This is a genomic window from Pseudomonas sp. Z18(2022), assembly GCF_036346535.1.
Taxonomy (GTDB): domain Bacteria; phylum Pseudomonadota; class Gammaproteobacteria; order Pseudomonadales; family Pseudomonadaceae; genus Aquipseudomonas; species Aquipseudomonas yamanorum_A.
Genome location: NZ_JAOTOA010000009.1, coordinates 93,375 through 109,242, shown reverse-complemented (window position 1 = coordinate 109,242; position 15,868 = coordinate 93,375). Strand labels below are relative to the sequence as shown.

The 15,868-nt window shown below is 62.1% G+C and carries 13 protein-coding genes; 3 read left to right on the top strand and 10 right to left on the bottom strand.

From position 1 onward, the window contains the following. Window positions 1-25: 25 nt before the first annotated feature. Window positions 26-1,357, top strand: coding sequence for a cell envelope integrity protein CreD (creD, locus tag V3W39_RS19085; RefSeq protein WP_330213126.1), 1,332 nt, complete (start codon window positions 26-28; stop codon window positions 1,355-1,357). Between the two features lie 258 nt (window positions 1,358-1,615). Here the strand turns inward: creD and V3W39_RS19080 are convergent, their stop codons facing one another. From V3W39_RS19080 to V3W39_RS19045, 8 genes are all read right to left on the bottom strand, one after another. Next, the gene (locus V3W39_RS19080) at window positions 1,616-2,245 is read right to left on the bottom strand and encodes a glutathione S-transferase (RefSeq protein ID WP_330213125.1); all 630 of its coding nucleotides are present in this window, start codon (window positions 2,243-2,245) and stop codon (window positions 1,616-1,618) included. Between the two features lie 35 nt (window positions 2,246-2,280). After that, window positions 2,281-2,457, bottom strand: coding sequence for a hypothetical protein (locus tag V3W39_RS19075; RefSeq protein ID WP_010167463.1), 177 nt, complete (start codon window positions 2,455-2,457; stop codon window positions 2,281-2,283). Further along, window positions 2,454-3,557: a PepSY-associated TM helix domain-containing protein gene (locus V3W39_RS19070; RefSeq protein ID WP_177079288.1), complete on the bottom strand. Its 1,104-nt coding sequence runs from the start codon at window positions 3,555-3,557 to the stop codon at window positions 2,454-2,456. Before V3W39_RS19070 ends, V3W39_RS19075 begins: the two co-directional genes overlap by 4 nt. Window positions 3,558-3,619: 62 nt before the next feature. Then, entirely contained in the window at window positions 3,620-6,049 is a 2,430-nt protein-coding gene (locus V3W39_RS19065) for a TonB-dependent siderophore receptor (protein ID WP_330213124.1), read from the bottom strand. A 242-nt stretch (window positions 6,050-6,291) separates the two neighbouring features. Continuing rightward, on the bottom strand, window positions 6,292-7,269 hold the full coding sequence (locus V3W39_RS19060; RefSeq protein ID WP_177120072.1) for a FecR domain-containing protein: 978 nt from the start codon (window positions 7,267-7,269) through the stop codon (window positions 6,292-6,294). Continuing rightward, entirely contained in the window at window positions 7,266-7,784 is a 519-nt protein-coding gene (locus V3W39_RS19055) for an RNA polymerase sigma factor (RefSeq protein WP_177043207.1), read from the bottom strand. The genes V3W39_RS19060 and V3W39_RS19055 overlap by 4 nt, the downstream gene beginning before the upstream one ends. A 261-nt stretch (window positions 7,785-8,045) precedes the next feature. Then, window positions 8,046-8,753, bottom strand: coding sequence for a 3'-5' exonuclease (locus tag V3W39_RS19050; RefSeq protein WP_177043208.1), 708 nt, complete (start codon window positions 8,751-8,753; stop codon window positions 8,046-8,048). Continuing rightward, window positions 8,750-10,672 (bottom strand): putative nucleotidyltransferase substrate binding domain-containing protein, encoded by a 1,923-nt coding sequence (locus V3W39_RS19045; protein WP_330213123.1) that lies wholly within the window; start codon window positions 10,670-10,672, stop codon window positions 8,750-8,752. Before V3W39_RS19045 ends, V3W39_RS19050 begins: the two co-directional genes overlap by 4 nt. 246 nt (window positions 10,673-10,918) lie before the next feature. On the opposite strand from V3W39_RS19045, the gene V3W39_RS19040 reads away from it, so the two are divergent. Further along, a complete protein-coding gene (locus V3W39_RS19040; protein ID WP_177079290.1) occupies window positions 10,919-11,365 on the top strand; it encodes a response regulator in 447 nt (148 codons plus the stop codon). A 138-nt stretch (window positions 11,366-11,503) separates the two neighbouring features. Here V3W39_RS19040 and V3W39_RS19035 read toward each other — a convergent pair whose 3' ends face one another. Continuing rightward, the gene (locus V3W39_RS19035; protein ID WP_259198042.1) at window positions 11,504-13,681 is read right to left on the bottom strand and encodes a malate synthase G; all 2,178 of its coding nucleotides are present in this window, start codon (window positions 13,679-13,681) and stop codon (window positions 11,504-11,506) included. Window positions 13,682-14,101: 420 nt separating this feature from the next. Between V3W39_RS19035 and V3W39_RS19030 the strand changes: the two genes are divergently transcribed. Further along, window positions 14,102-14,620, top strand: coding sequence for a glycine cleavage system protein R (locus V3W39_RS19030; protein ID WP_177043212.1), 519 nt, complete (start codon window positions 14,102-14,104; stop codon window positions 14,618-14,620). A 222-nt stretch (window positions 14,621-14,842) separates the two neighbouring features. Here V3W39_RS19030 and rarD read toward each other — a convergent pair whose 3' ends face one another. Beyond that, a complete protein-coding gene (gene rarD / locus V3W39_RS19025; RefSeq protein WP_177079292.1) occupies window positions 14,843-15,727 on the bottom strand; it encodes an EamA family transporter RarD in 885 nt (294 codons plus the stop codon). Window positions 15,728-15,868 lie beyond the last annotated feature (141 nt).

Here is a 15,868-nt window from a genome sequence, read left to right as displayed (position 1 = left end):
CCCCCATCAAAACAGGGAGAGCTTCATGAACCGCAATCTGCTTTTCAAACTGGGCGCCATCGCGCTGCTGATCGTGCTGCTGTTGATTCCGTTGCTGATGATCCACGGGGTGATTACCGACCGTCAGCAACTGCGCGACGACGTGTTGCAGGACATCGCCCGCAGTTCCAGTTACAGCCAGCGCCTCAGTGGGCCGGTGTTGGTGGTGCCGTATCGCAAGACCGTCCGGGAGTGGAAGCTCAATGAAAAGCTCAACGAACGCTACGAAGAAACCCGTGAGGTGCGCGGTCGTCTGTATTTCCTGCCGGAGCAGTTCGCCCTCGACGGCCAGGTGCAAACCGAAGTGCGCGCCCGGGGCATCTACCAGGCGCGGCTGTTCCACGCCGACAACCGTATCAGCGGGCGGTTTGTGTTGCCGGAGCAATGGGGCATCAAGGAAAACTTTGCCGATTACCGCTTTGACCCGGCGTATCTGGCGGTGGGTATCAGCGACATTCGCGGCATTGAAAATGCGCTGAAGCTGGAACTGGGCAGCCAGCAACTGGTGTTTTCGCCGGGCACCCAAGTGGCGTGGCTGGGGGAGGGCGTTCACGTGATGTTGCCCGACCAGGACAGCAAGAAACCCGCACCCCTGGACTTCGCCTTCGACCTGCGCCTGCAAGGCACCGAGCAGTTGCAAGTGGTGCCGGTGGGCAAGACCAGCCAGGTCAAGCTGGCCTCCAACTGGCCGCATCCAAGTTTCATCGGCAACTTCCTGCCGGCCCAGCGTGAGGTCACCGCCCAAGGCTTTACCGCCAGTTGGCAGACCACGTTCTTCTCCACCAACCTGGAAGAAGCCCTTGCCGGTTGCCTGACGGAGCGCGGGTGCGACGACTTCAATGGCCGCAGCTTCGGCGTGAGTTTTATCGACCCGGTGGACCAGTACCTCAAGAGCGACCGGGCGATCAAATATGCGCTGCTGTTTATCGCCCTGACGTTTGCCGGCTTCTTCCTGTTCGAGGTGCTCAAGAACCTGGCGGTGCACCCGATCCAGTACGCGTTGGTGGGGGTTGCCCTGGCTTTTTTCTACCTGCTGCTGTTGTCATTGTCCGAGCATATCGGCTTTGCGTTGGCGTACCTGGTGTCGGCCAGTGCGTGTGTGTTGCTGATCGGGTTTTACGTGTGCCATGTGCTGCGCAGCGTTGCTCATGGGCTGGGGTTTTCGGCGGGATTGGCGGCGTTGTATGGGCTGTTGTACGGGTTGCTGAGTGCGGAGGATTACGCGTTGTTGATGGGCTCGCTGTTGCTGTTCGGGTTGCTGGGCACGGTGATGGTGCTGACCCGGAAACTGGATTGGTATGGAGTGGGCAAGCGATGAGCCGGTCGTTGGGGTTGCGGGAGGATCAGCAGGATGGGGCCCGATTGGTGGCGAGGATCAACGCGCTATTTCCTGCGGATCGAGTGCTTTTTGTGGCGAGGGAGCTTGCTGTGGCGAGGGAGCTTGCTCCCGCTGGGCTGCGCAGCGGCCCTAAAAATCGTGGGAGCGCTTCGCACTCCAGCGGGAGCAAGCTCCCTCGCCACAGCAAGCTGCCTCACCACAGCAAGCTCCCTCACCACTAGGAAGCCTTGCAGCAGGTCAGGCCGGTGGCTGGGTCTGGAGCATCGACGGGCGCTGACTCACCTCGGCATACCAGGCGGCCAGTCGTGGATGGCTCGACCGCCACTGCATGTCCGGGTGGCGGAAATCCAGGTAAGCCAGCGCACAGGCCACGCTGATTGCAGCCACGTCAAACGGCCCGGCCAGTTCGGCGATGGCGTCCTGTTCCAGCATGTCGAGCGCGCGGCGGATCTTGTCGCGCTGGCCTTCCAGCCACAGGTCCCAGTGTTTTTCCACCGGGCGCATGGCAGTTTCATAACGCACCAGCACGGCGGCATCCATGATCCCGTCGGCCGTCGAGGCCAGGGTCAGGCGGCGCCAGCGGGCCGGGCCGTCGCGGGGGATCAGCGGCGTGCCGGTGTGTTGGTAGTCGAGGTAATCGAGGATCACCCGGCTGTCATGCAACGCATTGCCGTCGGCCAGGCGCAGCGCGGGGATCTTGCCCAGTGCGTTGTCCAGGATCACATCGGCGTCGGGCGCGACCGGTGTCGGCATGCAGGCATGTAAGGTCACGCGGTCCAGTTGGCCGGTCTCGTGCAACAGCACCCGTACTTTGCGCACAAACGGCGAGGCAGGGTTGTGGAACAACGTCATGCTGGGGGTGGACATGGGCATTCCTCGGAAAAGGGCAGCGCTAATCTATCTCAACGCTTGAGCAACGCCCAGCTGCCAATGACCGCCGGAATACCCAGCCCGACCCAGCTCAACGAATCCCACAACCCGTCCCCCAGCAACGCCGCAAACAACCCGGCCGCGCTCAGCAGCCCGATGGCCAGCGGAATGCCGAAGACCTTCCAGAAACTCGACTGCCTCGGCTTCATGACTTGCCCGCCTTGCGCCGCACCCGCCACAGGTACACGCCGCTGCCCAGGACGATGATGGTCAGCACGTCCAGCACCGCCCAGAGGATCTTCATCGGCATGCCGCCGTAGTCACCGAAGTGCAGCGGCTGGGACATGCCCATGGCGTCCATGTACCACGGGCGTTCGGCGATGGCGGTGACCTGCAGGTTGCTGGCGTCGATCAACACGGGTGTCAGCAGGTGCGACGTCAGGTGGGTGCTGCCTTTCATGAACACCGCGTAGTGATGCTCGCTGGAAAAGCGCGTGCCGGGGAACGCGATAAAGTCCGGCTCCATGCTCGGCGCGGCCTTGGCGGCAATCGTCAGCAGGTCGGTGGCGGGCGCACGCAAGGTCAGCGGCGGGGCGTTCTTGTAGGGTTCGATCATCGCGCTGAGGCTGTCGGTGCGCCAGGCGGCGATGATCAGGTCGGCGCAGGCGCTGATCACGCCGGTTACGCCCACCACCAAGGCCCAGGTCAGGGTCACCACGCCGATCAGGTTGTGCAGGTCGAGCCAGCGCAGGCGCGTGGACTTGTCCTGGCGCACCGTGGCGAACTTCAACCGGCGCATGAACGGCAGGTACAACACCGTGCCGGAGATGATCGCCAGCACAAACAGAATGCCCATGAACGCCAGCAGCAACTTGCCCGGCAGCCCGGCGAACATGTCGACGTGCAGGCGCAGCAGGAACATCGTCAGCCCGCCGTTGGCCGCGGGTGTTTCCACGGCTTCGCCGGTGCGGGCGTCGAGCATGAAGGTGTGGGAGGCGTTGGGTTCGGTGCCGGCGGTGGCGGCCATGATTGCGATCACGCCGTTCTTGTCGTCTTCGTCCCAGGCCAGGTATTGCATGGCTTCGCCGGGGCGATGGGCCTGGGCCTTGGCCACCAGCTGTTCGAGGTTCAGCTGTGGGGTGTCGGCGGGCATCTGTGCCAGCTCGGGCTCGTTGCCCAGCAGGTGATCGATCTCGTGGTGGAAGATCAACGGCAGGCCGGTGAGGGCGAGCAGCAGCAGGAATACGGTGCAGACGAGGCTGGTCCAGGTGTGGATGAAGGACCAGCGGCGGATGGTTTTGCTTTTCATTTTCTAGCCTTCAGACACACCGAAGCCGCCCACGGGGGCGGCCTGGTTGTTAGCTCAGTCGATTACCACTGGTAGGTGGCACTGGCGACTACGCTGCGTTGGTCGCCGTAGTAGCAGTAGGACGCATCACAGGTGGAAATGTAGTCCTTGTCGAACAGGTTGGTGGCGTTGAGTTTCACCGATGCGCCTTTGAGGCTGTTGTCCAGGCGGCCGAGGTCGTAGTGCACGGAGGCGTCGAACACGGTGTAGGCGTTGGCCTTGCCCAGCCAGGTATTGCCCTGGTCTCCATAGGTGTTGCCGGTGTAACGGGCGCCCGCGCCAATGCCGAAACCGTCGAGCACGCCGGCGTGCCAGGTGTAGTCGGTCCACAGGGACGCTTGCTGGTTGGGCATCAGTTGCAGGCGGTTGCCTTTGTATTGGCCTTTTTGTACTTCGGACTTGGCCAGGGTGTAAGCGGCGATCACCTTGAGGTTTTCGGTCACGTCAGACACTGCTTCCAGTTCCAGTCCCTTGACCTTCACTTCGCCGGTCTGGTTGGTGATCGACTGGCCACCGGCCCCGAAGCTGGTAACCAGCACGTTCTTTTGGGTCAGGTCATACACCGCAGCACTCAGCAGGGTATTTGAGCCGGGCGGCTGATACTTGACCCCCATTTCCCATTGCTTGCCTTCAGTGGGTTTGTACGACTCGGTCGGCGAGACGCTGGCGTTACTCGCGGGCTGGAACGACTCGGCGTAGGACAGGTACGGCACGAAGCCCGAATCGAACACGTAACTCAGCGCAGCGTTACCGCTGAAATTCTTGCTGCGGTCGGTATTGGTCGCGTCGTTCTTGTTGAAGTACGTGGTGCCTTGGTGCACCCAGTCTTCACGACCGCCCAGGGTCAGGCGCCACTTGTCCAGGGCCATCTGGTCCTGGGCGTAGAGGCCCGTCTGGATGGTTTTCTGGTTGTAGTCGTAATAAGCGGTGGAGCGCGCCGGGCGCACCACCGGCTGGGTGTTGACCGGGTTGTAGAGGTTGACCGTCCCGCCGTCACCGAAGATCGACAGGTACGAGGTGTCGGTGCGCTGATGGTCCAGGCCGAGCAGCACGGTGTGGGTGATGTCGCCGGTGGCGAAGTCAGCCTGAAAATTGTTGTCGACGGCGAACTGGCCGATGTTTTCGTCCACATTGGTCGACGAGCGGCTGGTGTTGCCCTCGGCATCAATGGTCGAGAAACCGTAGGACCCCACGGTCAATTGCTGGAAGGACAACTCCGATTTGGTGTAGCGCAGGTTCTGCTTGAACTGCCAGGTATCGTTGAAGCGATGCTCAAAGGCATAGCCCAGCGCGTAGTAGGTGCGGTCGTAGTACTCGTAGTCGGGATCGCCCAGGTTCTTGTGATGAGACACGTCGCCCAGCGGCGATTTGATCTTGGTGCCGACAATCGGCAGGAACTGGCTGGTGGCGCCGGTATCGTCACGAGTGAACTGCGACAGGAAAGTCAGCTTGGTGTCGGTATCAATATTCCAGGTCAGGCTGGGGGCGATGTTGTAGCGCTTGTTGTCGATGTGATCGACCTGGGTACCGGCATCGCGCACTACACCGCTGAGGCCGTAGAGAAATTTACCTTCATCATCAATCTTGCCGGTGCTGGCGAAGTTGATCTGACGATAGTTGTCGCTGCCGTACTGCACCTGAATGGCGTTGCTCGATTCAGCGCTTGGGCGGCGGCTGACCATGTCCAGCAGGCCGCCCGGTGGCGTCTGGCCGTAGACCGACGAGGCCGGGCCACGCAGCAGGGCGAGGCGGTCGAGGTTCCAGGTTTCCGCCTTCGGGTTGGCGTACACGCCGCGCGGTAGTGGCAGGCCGTCGAGGAATTGCGTGGGTTCGAAGCCGCGTACGCGCATCCAGTCGTAGCGGGTGTCGCTGCCGTAGCTGGCGGACACAATGCCGGGCATGTACTTCACGGCGTCATCCAGGTTCTGGACGTTGCGGTCCTGCATTTGCTGACGGGTGGCGACAGAAATCGAGCGCGGGGCTTCCACCAGCGCGGTATCGGTCTTGGTACCGGCGGCGGTGCGACTCGCCAGGTAACCATTGACGGGTCCCCATGCACTTTCGGCATCGGCTTGGCCCGTAATACTGGTCTCCGGCAACGCCACAACCCCATCCGGAATCGCTACCAGGCTGAACGTGCCTGCACTGCTCTGCTCCAGTTGCAGCCCGGTCCCACGCAACGCCTCGCGCAACGCGCCCTGTGCATCGAATTGGCCCTTCACCGGTGCGGAAGTCTTACCCGACGCCAACCCAGGATTCAGCGTCAGCGCCAAACCCGCCTGGCTGGCGATCTGGTTCAGCGTGGTGGCCAATGGTGCTGCCGGCAGGTTGTAGGCGCGCACGCTGGAGGCCTGTTCGGCGGCAATCAGCTGGGTGCTGGCCAGCGGGGCGCTGAGGGCAATCGCCACGGCTAACAGGCTGGGGCGCAACAAGGTGTCTAGCGTGCGGGACATACGGCGGCTCCTGAATGGAAATATTTCTCAATTGCCTATGTGCCGAACGAGATGCAAAAAGTGATAGGGCCCAATGAAAATAATTTCTATTTGGGTCCGCATCGGTGGCTCCAGGCGCTATTTCCCGTAGCAGCTGTCGAGCCTGAGCGAGGCTGCGTTGGCAGCGCTGCCGAACCTTCGCCTGGCATCGCACTGAGTCGCGCCCGACGCAGCCTCGCTTAGGCTCGACAGCTGCTACGTGGCTATTGCGTGGGCGGCTTGGCCTTTACGGTGACCCACCACGGCGTGTGCTGCTCGATTTGCACCGGCAAGGTCGGCAGCAACGCGTTCAGCGCCAGGTTGGTGTCGTGCAGCGGGAAGCTGCCGGTGATCCGCAGGTCGGCCACCTGTTTATCCACACCCAGGTACCCGCTGCGGTAGCGGCTCAGTTCCTCAACCACATCGCCGAGGCGGGCGTTGTCCACCACCAGCATGCCGCGGGTCCAGGCGTCGGTGCCGGGGTTTACGGCCAGCATCGGGCCGAGACCGTCGCGGCGCATCAGCACTTGCTGGCCTTCCTTGAAGACCTGCTCCTGGTGCCGCGCCTCGGGCTGCGCGCCGACGGCAGACTGCAACACGCTCAGGCGCGTGCCGTCGTCTTCGCGCTTGACGATAAACCGCGTGCCCAGCGCCCGCAGGCTGCCTTCGCGGGTTTCGACAAAAAACGGGCGGGCGTCGTTGTGGCCGGTCTCGACGAGGATCTCGCCTTCCTGCAACACGATCAGCCGGCGTTTCTCGTCGAAGCGTACGTCGATGGCGCTGTGGGTATTGAGGTTGATCACCGTGCCGTCGGCCAGCTTCAGGGTGCGCTGTTCGCCGGTGGCGGTGCGCTGGTCGGCCAGCCAATAGTTGAGCGGCAGGTAGCGCTGGCCGGCGAACAACACCAGGCCGCACACCAGCACCACACTGGCCAGGCCGCTGCCGAGCTTGCGAACACGGCGGCGAATGCCTTCGCGGGACTGCAACAGCGCCGCCCGGGCCGGGCCCGAGGCCACGCTGAAACGCTGGTCGAGCATCCCCAACTGGCGCCAGGCCCGGGCATGTTCTTCATCGCTGGCCAGCCATTTGGCGAACTCTTCCTGCTCCACGGCGCTGCCGTCGCCCGAATCGAGGGACAGTTGCCAGGCAATGGCCGCATCGAGCACCCGCGCCGACACCGGCCTGGAACTGACCGGGCTCACAGCGGCTCGCCATACAGGGCGATGTAGCACTGGCGAATGCCCTGGGCCAGGTACTGCCGCACGCGGGGCACGGAAACCCCCAGGCGCTGGGCGATTTCGGCGTGGCCCAGGCCATCGAGGCGGTTATAGAGGAAGGCCGCACGGGCTTTGCTGGAGAGTTTGCCCAACAGGCGGTCGATGGCCTTGAGGTCTTCGAGGATCAGTTGCTGATCTTCCGGGGACGGGTGTTCGCTTTCCGGGATCAGCATCAGTTCGGTGAGGTAGGCCTGTTCCAGCGCAGCGCGGCGGAAGTAATCGAACAGCAGGCCCTTGGCGATGGCCACCAGGAAGGCCCGGGGCTCGCGGGGTTCGCGCAGTTCTTCACGGCCCAGCAGGCGCATGAAGGTGTCCTGGCTCAGGTCTTCGGCACGGCTGGGGCAGGCCACGTTGCGTCGCAGCCACGCCAACAGCCAGCTGCGATGGTCGCGGTACAACGCGCCAACAAGCTCACTGTGGGGACTTTGGATTGACGACAAGGCGACACCGATCGGAAAGTTTAAACTAACGAGAATTATTCGCGATTGTGGCAGAGGCGTCGTACGGGTGCAATTGGCGTTGGTCGGGTGGCGGCGTAATGACATCTTTTATGATGATGCAGCTTGTTGTGGCGAGGGAGCTTGCTCCCGCTCGGCTGCGCAGCGGCCGCAATCCAGGCTATGCATTCACTCAGTAGGAGAGCGGTCGGCTGGTTTTGGGGGCGCTTCGCACCCCAGCGGGAGCAAGCTCCCTCGCCACGATTATAAGGAGGGGGCCTGTTTGCGACGTTTCCATTGACCAAGGCGCTCCTGCAAGGCCTTGGGGCTGTCGATCTGCTGCTGCCGGGCCCGGTTGAACAGAATCAACATCAACTCTGCCGTCGCCAACGCATCTGCACTCGCATGGTGACGCTCGCCCACCTGCAGTTTGAAATGCCCGATCCAGTCATCCAGCCCGGCCTCGCGGATGTTCGCGTCGGGGCACAGCAGCGGGGCGATGTCGGCCACGTCCAGGAATGGGTGGTTCAGGCGATAGCCCAGGCTGTCCTTGAGGGCCCGGCACAGCATGTGTTGATCGAAGGGCGCATGGAACGCCAGCAACGGGCTGTCGCCGACAAACTCCATAAAGTCCATCAACGCTTCAGCCGGATCACTGCCCGCGGCAATGGCGCTGGGGCCCAGGCCGTGGATCAGTACGCTGGGGCTGAGTTTGGTCTCGGCCCGGTGCAGGGTGCGTTCGAACAGTTGGGAGAAGTCCACCGCGCCGTCCTCGATCACCACGGCGCCAATCGACAACACCAGGTCGCGATTGAGGTTCAGGCCGCTGGTTTCCAGGTCCACCACCACCCAGCGCTGGGCCCGTAGCGATCCGCCTGCCAGTTCCCGTGGCTTGGGCAGTTGCTCGACGCGCCGCTGTTGAGCCGCGTCCAGGCCCGGTTTGGCTTTGCGCAACCAGCCAAACAAACTCACAGCTGATACCGCAGGGTCAGGCTGCTTTGCAGGCGTTGGGCCTGGCGCAGGGATTCGCGCAGGATGCGGCGGTCGAGGTGGTTGAGGCTGTCGGGGTCGACGCGGTTGGAGTAGGGCAGGTTCTCGCGTGTTTGCAGTTGGTGCTGCTGCATGCGGGTTTGCTGGATGAAGTGGTAGGCCTCTTCGTAGGCCGCACCGTCGAGACGTTCGATGACTTCCCTGGCCACCAGTTGGCGCAGGCGCTCCAGGGTGTTGTTGGCGTGGATGCCATTGGCCAGGGCCAGCAGCCGGGCACCGTCGACAAAGGGCGTGAGGCCTTGCACCTTGAGGTCGAGCGTCGCCTTGTCGGCGCCTTTGCGCGTCAGCACGAAATCCCGGAAACGCCCCACCGGCGGGCGCTGGCGCAATGCGTTCTCGGCCAGCATGCGCTGGAACAGGCGGTTGTCTGCGACTTGATCGAGAATGCCCTGGCGCAATTGTTCGCACCCTTGCTCATCGCCCCACACCACCCGCAAATCGAAATAGATGCTCGAGCCCAGCAGATTCTCCGGCGTGGCCTCACGAATAAACCCGGCAAACCGGCGCGCCCATTCGGCCCGGGACAGGCACAGCTCCGGGTTGCCGGCCATGATGTTGCCCTTGCACAGGGTAAAGCCGCACAGCGCCAGGCTCTGGTTGATCTGTTGCGCCAGGGGCAGCAGGCGGCCACGAATCTCGGCAGCCTCGGCGGCGTCTTTGGCTTCAAACAGAATGCCGTTGTCCTGGTCGGTATACAGCGTTTGCTCGCGGCGGCCTTCGCTGCCGAAGCACAGCCAGCTGAACGGCACGCCGGGGCCACCCTTGTCAGCCAGGGTCAGCTCGATGACGCGGCACACGGTGTGGTCGTTGAGCAAGGTGATGATGTGGGTGATCTGGGTGGACGACGCCCCGTGGGCCAACATGCGTTCCACCAGCTGGCCGATCTCCCCGCGGATCGCCACCAGGTTGTCCACCCGTGGCGCATTGCGGATGGTGCGGGCCAGGTGCACCAGGTCGACCCGTTGCAGGGAAAACAGGTCACGTTCGGACACCACCCCACACAGGCGCTGATCCTTGACCAGGCACACGTGGGCAATATGCCGTTCGGTCATGGCAATCGCAGCATCAAAGGCGCTGTGGTCCGGCGTGAGGAAGAACGGCGCCTGGGTCATGTGACGCTCAATGCCCTGGCTGAAATCGCTGGTGCCGTCGGCCACCACCTGGCGCAGGTCCCGCAGGGTGAAAATCCCCAGGGGCGCCTTGTGCTCATCAACGATCACGATGCTGCCCACTTGCTGCTCGTGCATCTGCGTGACCGCTTCGCGCAGCGGCGTCAGCGGGCTGCAGGTCACCGGGTGACGCATGGCCAACTCGCCCAGGCGAGTGTTGAGCGAATACTGGGTGCCGAGGGTTTCCACGGCTTTTTGCTGGACCTGCTGGTTGACCTGATCCAGCAGGCTGCTCACCCCGCGCAGGGCAAAGTCGCGAAACGCGCTGGAAAGGGCGAACAGCTTGATAAAGGCCGGCTTGTTCAGTTGCAGGCAGAAGGTGTCTTCGGCGGCTTTGTGCTCGGTGCGGGTCGCCCGCTCGCCCAGCAGCGCCGCCAGCGGGAAACATTCACCGGTGGTGATTTCAAAGGTGGTTTCTGCTGAATCCGGCCGCTCGCCCACCACGCGGCCCTGCTTGACGATGTAAAAGTGTTCCACCGGCCCGCCCGACGGCTTGAGGATGCTCTCGCCGGGGCCGTAGAAGCGCAATTGGCACTGCTCTACCAGAAAAGCCAGGTGGGCGTTTTCCATCTGGTTGAACGGCGGGAAACGTTGCAGGAATTGCAGGGTGCCGTGGATGTTCTGCAACACAGCGGTTTTCCCCGCTTGTGTGAAAGCATCAGCTTTACTCATACCTATGACCGCAGTTTTTTTGTCGTTATCGTGCCTCATGGTCGACTCCTGCGCTGCGGGTGCCCATTGGACGTAAGTCTAGGTAGCGTATTGCCCTCAACTACTAGGGAAAAACCTTACATGAATATCGTCCAAACCCCGTAGAACGCCCACTAGGCAAACTTTCCGACGAAGTGCACATTGTTCGCCCTTCCGGCGATGTCTGACTTCTGTGCTGGGAGATTGATTAGAACTGCCGAGAAACGTATGTCCGACCACGATATTTTGAGTGATGCCGAGCGCGAGGCCCTGAGCGCTGTTATGCAGGAGCCGGATTTGCCGCCACAACGTGTACTGATCGTGGATGACGACAAGGACGCGCGCGAACTGCTGGCGGAAATTCTTGGCCTGGACGGCATTCGCTGCATGACCGCCGACAGCGGCGAGGCGGCGTGGGACTTGTTGAGCTCCAGCAGCTCCATCGGCTTGCTGATCACCGACCTGCGCATGACGCCGAGCAACGGGCTGCAATTGATTCGCCAGGTGCGCGGGTCTACCCGGGCGGCGCTGCCGATCATCATCATGTCGGGAGACGCTGAGGCGCCGGACGTGATTGACGCGATGCATTTGAGCGTGGTGGACTTTTTGCTCAAGCCGATTGATAGCGTGAAGCTGGCGAAGATGGTGAAGCGGGAGTTGGGGATGGTGCAGTAACGGATCCTCTCGATGATGAGCCAGGCACCGAACCGAGTCGCGCCCGACGCAGCCTCGCTGGCGCTCGACAGCTGCTACGAGATGCAAAAAAAGCCCTGATCATTTATTGATCAGGGCTTTTTCGTTTTCAGCGTTTAGTTACAAGCCATTCTTGGCCTTGAACTCCCGACGCCGACGGTGCAACACCGGCTCGGTATAACCATTGGGCTGCTTGGTCCCTTCAATCACCAACTCCACCGCCGCCTGGAACGCGATGTTGCTGTCGAAATCCGGTGCCAGCGGACGGTACAGCGCGTCCCCGGCGTTCTGGCGGTCTACCACCGGCGCCATGCGCTTGAGGCTTTCCATCACCTGGGCTTCATTGACGATGCCATGGCGCAACCAGTTGGCGATGTGCTGGCTGGAGATACGCAGGGTGGCGCGGTCTTCCATCAGGCCGACGTCGTTGATGTCCGGCACTTTCGAGCAACCCACGCCCTGGTCGATCCAGCGCACCACGTAACCGAGGATGCCCTGGGCGTTGTTGTCCAGTTCGTTGCGGATTTCTTCGTCAGACCAATCGGTATTTTGGGCCAGGGGAATGGTCAGGATGTCGTCCACCGAAGCGCGCTCGCGCTTGGCCAGTTCGGCCTGGCGGGCGAAGACGTCAACCTTGTGGTAATGCAGCGCGTGCAGCGCAGCCGCCGTCGGCGACGGAACCCACGCCGTGTTGGCACCGGCCAGCGGGTGAGCAATCTTCTGCTCCAGCATGGCGGCCATCAGGTCGGGCATCGCCCACATGCCTTTACCGATTTGCGCGCGACCTTGCAGGCCGGTGCTCAAGCCGATATCGACGTTCCAGTTTTCGTAGGCGCCGATCCATTTTTCAGCCTTCATCGCGGCCTTGCGCACCATCGCGCCGGCTTCCATGGAGGTGTGGATTTCGTCGCCGGTACGGTCGAGGAAGCCGGTGTTGATAAACACCACGCGCTCGCTGGCCGCCTGGATGCAGGCCTTGAGGTTGACCGTGGTGCGGCGTTCCTCGTCCATGATCCCGACTTTGAGGGTGTTGCGCGGCAGCTTCAGCACGTCTTCGATGCGGCCGAACAGCTCGTTGGTGAACGCGGCTTCTTCCGGGCCGTGCATCTTCGGTTTAACGATGTAGACCGAACCGGTGCGGCTGTTCTTGCGGCTGGTGTTGCCGTTGAGGCTGTGAATCGCCGACAGGCTGGTGAGCAGGCCGTCGAGAATGCCTTCCGGCACTTCGTTGCCGTCTTTGTCGAGAATCGCGTCGATGGTCATCAAGTGGCCAACGTTGCGCACGAACAGCAGCGAACGACCGTGCAGGGTCACCTCCTTACCGTCGGCACCGGTGTAAACGCGGTCGGCGTTCATGGTACGGGTAAAGGTCTTGCCACCCTTGGCGACTTCTTCCGACAGGTCGCCCTTCATCAGGCCGAGCCAGTTGCGGTAGATCACCACTTTGTCATCGGCATCGACGGCGGCGACGGAGTCTTCGCAGTCCATGATGGTGGTCAGGGCGGCTTCCATCAGCACGTCCTTCACGCCGGCGGCATCGGTCTGGCCGACCGGGGTGCTGGCGTCGATCTGGATTTCGAAGTGCAGGCCGTTGTGCTTGAGCAGAATTGCGGTCGGCTTGGCGGCATCGCCCTGGTAGCCGATCAACTGTGCATCGCTGCGCAGGCCGCTGTTGCTGCCGCCTTTAAGGCTGACCACGAGCTTGCCGTCGACGATCTTGTAGCCGGTGGAATCCACATGGCTGCCGGCAGCCAGTGGCGCGGCTTCGTCGAGGAAGGCGCGGGCGAAGGCAATGACCTTGTCGCCACGGACCTTGTTGTAGCCTTTGCCCTTTTCGGCGCCGTCGGCTTCGCTGATGGCGTCGGTGCCATACAGCGCGTCATACAGCGAGCCCCAACGTGCATTCGAGGCGTTGAGGGCGAAACGGGCGTTCATCACCGGCACTACCAGCTGCGGGCCGGCCATGTGGGCAATTTCTTCGTCGACGTTTTGGGTCGATGCCTGGAAATCCGCGGCTTCTGGCAGCAGGTATCCGATATCTTGAAGGAAGGCTTTGTAGGCCACCGCGTCGTGGGCCTGGCCGGCGTGTGCCTGGTGCCAGGTGTCGATCCGCGCTTGAAAATCGTCGCGTTTGGCGAGTAGGGCTTTGTTCTTCGGCGCCAGGTCGTGGATGACCTTGTCGGCACCGGCCCAGAACTGGTCGGCGGTGATGCCGGTACCAGGAATGGCTTCGTTGTTCACGAAGTCGAACAGGACTTTGGCGACCTGCAGGCCACCGACTTGAACGTGTTCAGTCATTGCTTGCCTCACTCTGCGGAGCTTATGCGCTTTTCAGCTTTTCAATTTACCAATGAAGCCTCTGGCCATGTAAACCGTGAACACGCCGCACCAGTACATGCCGTTGAAGGCGGCTGGGCGGGCTGCGTCGCGGTGCGTGGTTGCCTTGGCAGACATCGACCTAACGTTATGTAGTGCGCGATTGGGCATACTACATGATGAGTTGCGGTTGTGAAAATTAGACTAAATACGTCGTTTAGCGACCCACTTTGGTCGTACGGTCACAGTGGGGTACAGGATGTTCTCAAAAAACTATTGGATTGTTCCAGATAAATATAAAAATGGTACACGATTTGTTTTCGTGCCTACCTGAGTCCACCTTGGTAGGTGCGAGGGGAACGCCGGGTTCCTACCTGATTTTCATAAGAAGAGGACGACACCATGGACCATCTCGTACTGACTGTCATCGCCCCGGATAAACCCGGCGTGGTTGAACGCATCGCCCAATGCATCGCCTCACACGGCGGCAACTGGCTGGAAAGCCGCATGGCGCACATGGCCGGGCAGTTTGCCGGGATCTTGCGCGTGAGCGTGCCGGCGGAAAATCGTCTGGATCTGATTGGGGCGCTGGAGGACTTGTCCACCCATGGCATTCGCGTGCTGCTGGGGGAAAGCAGTTCGGTGGCGGCCAGCGAGTCGCAACCGATCGCGATGACGCTGGTGGGCAATGACCGGCCGGGGATTGTCCGTGACATCACCGCGCTGCTGAGCAAGCAGGGCGTCAACCTGGAGCGCTTGATCACCGACGTGCGCCCTGCGCCCATGAGCAGTGACCCGCTGTTCCACGCTGAAGCCCTGCTGGCGGTGCCACTGACGCTGCCGTTGGAGACCTTGCAGGCCGCCCTGGAAACCCTGGCGGATGACTTGATGGTGGAACTGGAGCTACGCAGCGAGGAATAGTTGCCCACAAGGTTATGCATGGAAATCTTGCATGGGCCTGTGGATAACCTGTAGAGACCCGCGTCCAGCCCAAGCGGGCCGTGGCTCTTCGCCGGCTGGCTAAAAAACGAACAGTTTCAAGGGCTTGTGCACAAACGCCGGGGATCAGGCTGTGGATAACCTTGGGGTTGATGCCTGCAAGCCACGCCGGCTGTGGCTTGCAGAGGTTTGTACGTTATTTGATCAGCTTTTGCGCACGGTCAGCCAGGCGTCGAGGCTGTAAACCACCAGGCCGGCCCAGATAAAGCAGAAGGCGATCAAAGTGGCGGGCGCCAGGTGTTCGTTGAACAGTAGCACGGCCTCCAGCAGCACCAGGGTGGGCGCCACGTATTGCAGGAAGCCCAGCGCGGTGTAGGGCAAATGCCGCGCGGCGGCGTTGAAACATACCAGCGGGATCAGCGTCACCGGGCCTGCGGCCACCAGCCACCAGGCTTCGGAAGTGCTCCAGAATTCCATCTGTGCGCTGTGGGCGGACGGATTGAACAGCAGCCATGCGATGGCAATCGGCACCAGCATCCAGGTTTCCACCACCAGCCCGGGCAGCGCCTTGACCGGCGCCTGCTTGCGGATCAAGCCGTAGAAACCAAAGGTGGCCGCCAGTACCAGGGACACCCACGGCAAGCTGCCGACCTGCCACACCTGTTGCGCCACACCCACCGCCGCCAGGCCCACGGCCACCCATTGCAGGCGGCGCAGGCGCTCGCCCAGGATCACCATGCCCAGCAGCACGTTCACCAGCGGGTTGATGTAGTAACCCAGGCTGGCCTCCAGCATGCGGCCGCTGTTCACCGACCACACATAGGTCAGCCAGTTACCTGCGATCAAGGTACCGCTCAGGGCCAGGATCGCCAGGCGCTTGGGGTTGTCCCGCAGTTCCTGGAACCAGCCGGGGTGCTTCCAGACCATCAGCAGCAAACTGCCGAACAGCGCCGACCACAGCACGCGGTTGACGATGATTTCTGCGGCGGGAACGCTGGCGATGGCTTTGAAATACAGCGGGAACAGGCCCCAGATGACGTAGGCGCTCAGGCCCAATATGTACCCGCGACGCGGGTTGGCGGCTTGCATGCAGAATCCTTGCTTGGGCAGCTGACAAAGGCGCGATTGTAAGGATATTTGTCAGCCAGCGGGATTTGCTTTTCTGTAGGAGCTGGCTTGCCGGCGATGGCTTCACCTCGGCTTCGCTGATACACCGAGGCGTTTGCATCG

Excerpts from the sequence above, each read along its gene's own strand:
- creD (WP_330213126.1), top strand. The coding sequence starts at position 26 with ATGAACCGCAATCTGCTTTTCAAACTGGGCGCCATCGCGCTGCTGATC.
- V3W39_RS19080 (WP_330213125.1), bottom strand. The coding sequence starts at position 2,245 with ATGTCCACCCCCAGCATGACGTTGTTCCACAACCCTGCCTCGCCGTTT.
- V3W39_RS19075 (WP_010167463.1), bottom strand. The coding sequence starts at position 2,457 with ATGAAGCCGAGGCAGTCGAGTTTCTGGAAGGTCTTCGGCATTCCGCTG.
- V3W39_RS19070 (WP_177079288.1), bottom strand. The coding sequence starts at position 3,557 with ATGAAAAGCAAAACCATCCGCCGCTGGTCCTTCATCCACACCTGGACC.
- V3W39_RS19065 (WP_330213124.1), bottom strand. The coding sequence starts at position 6,049 with ATGTCCCGCACGCTAGACACCTTGTTGCGCCCCAGCCTGTTAGCCGTG.
- V3W39_RS19045 (WP_330213123.1), bottom strand. The coding sequence starts at position 10,672 with ATGAGTAAAGCTGATGCTTTCACACAAGCGGGGAAAACCGCTGTGTTG.
- V3W39_RS19040 (WP_177079290.1), top strand. The coding sequence starts at position 10,919 with ATGTCCGACCACGATATTTTGAGTGATGCCGAGCGCGAGGCCCTGAGC.
- V3W39_RS19035 (WP_259198042.1), bottom strand. The coding sequence starts at position 13,681 with ATGACTGAACACGTTCAAGTCGGTGGCCTGCAGGTCGCCAAAGTCCTG.
- V3W39_RS19030 (WP_177043212.1), top strand. The coding sequence starts at position 14,102 with ATGGACCATCTCGTACTGACTGTCATCGCCCCGGATAAACCCGGCGTG.
- rarD (WP_177079292.1), bottom strand. The coding sequence starts at position 15,727 with ATGCAAGCCGCCAACCCGCGTCGCGGGTACATATTGGGCCTGAGCGCC.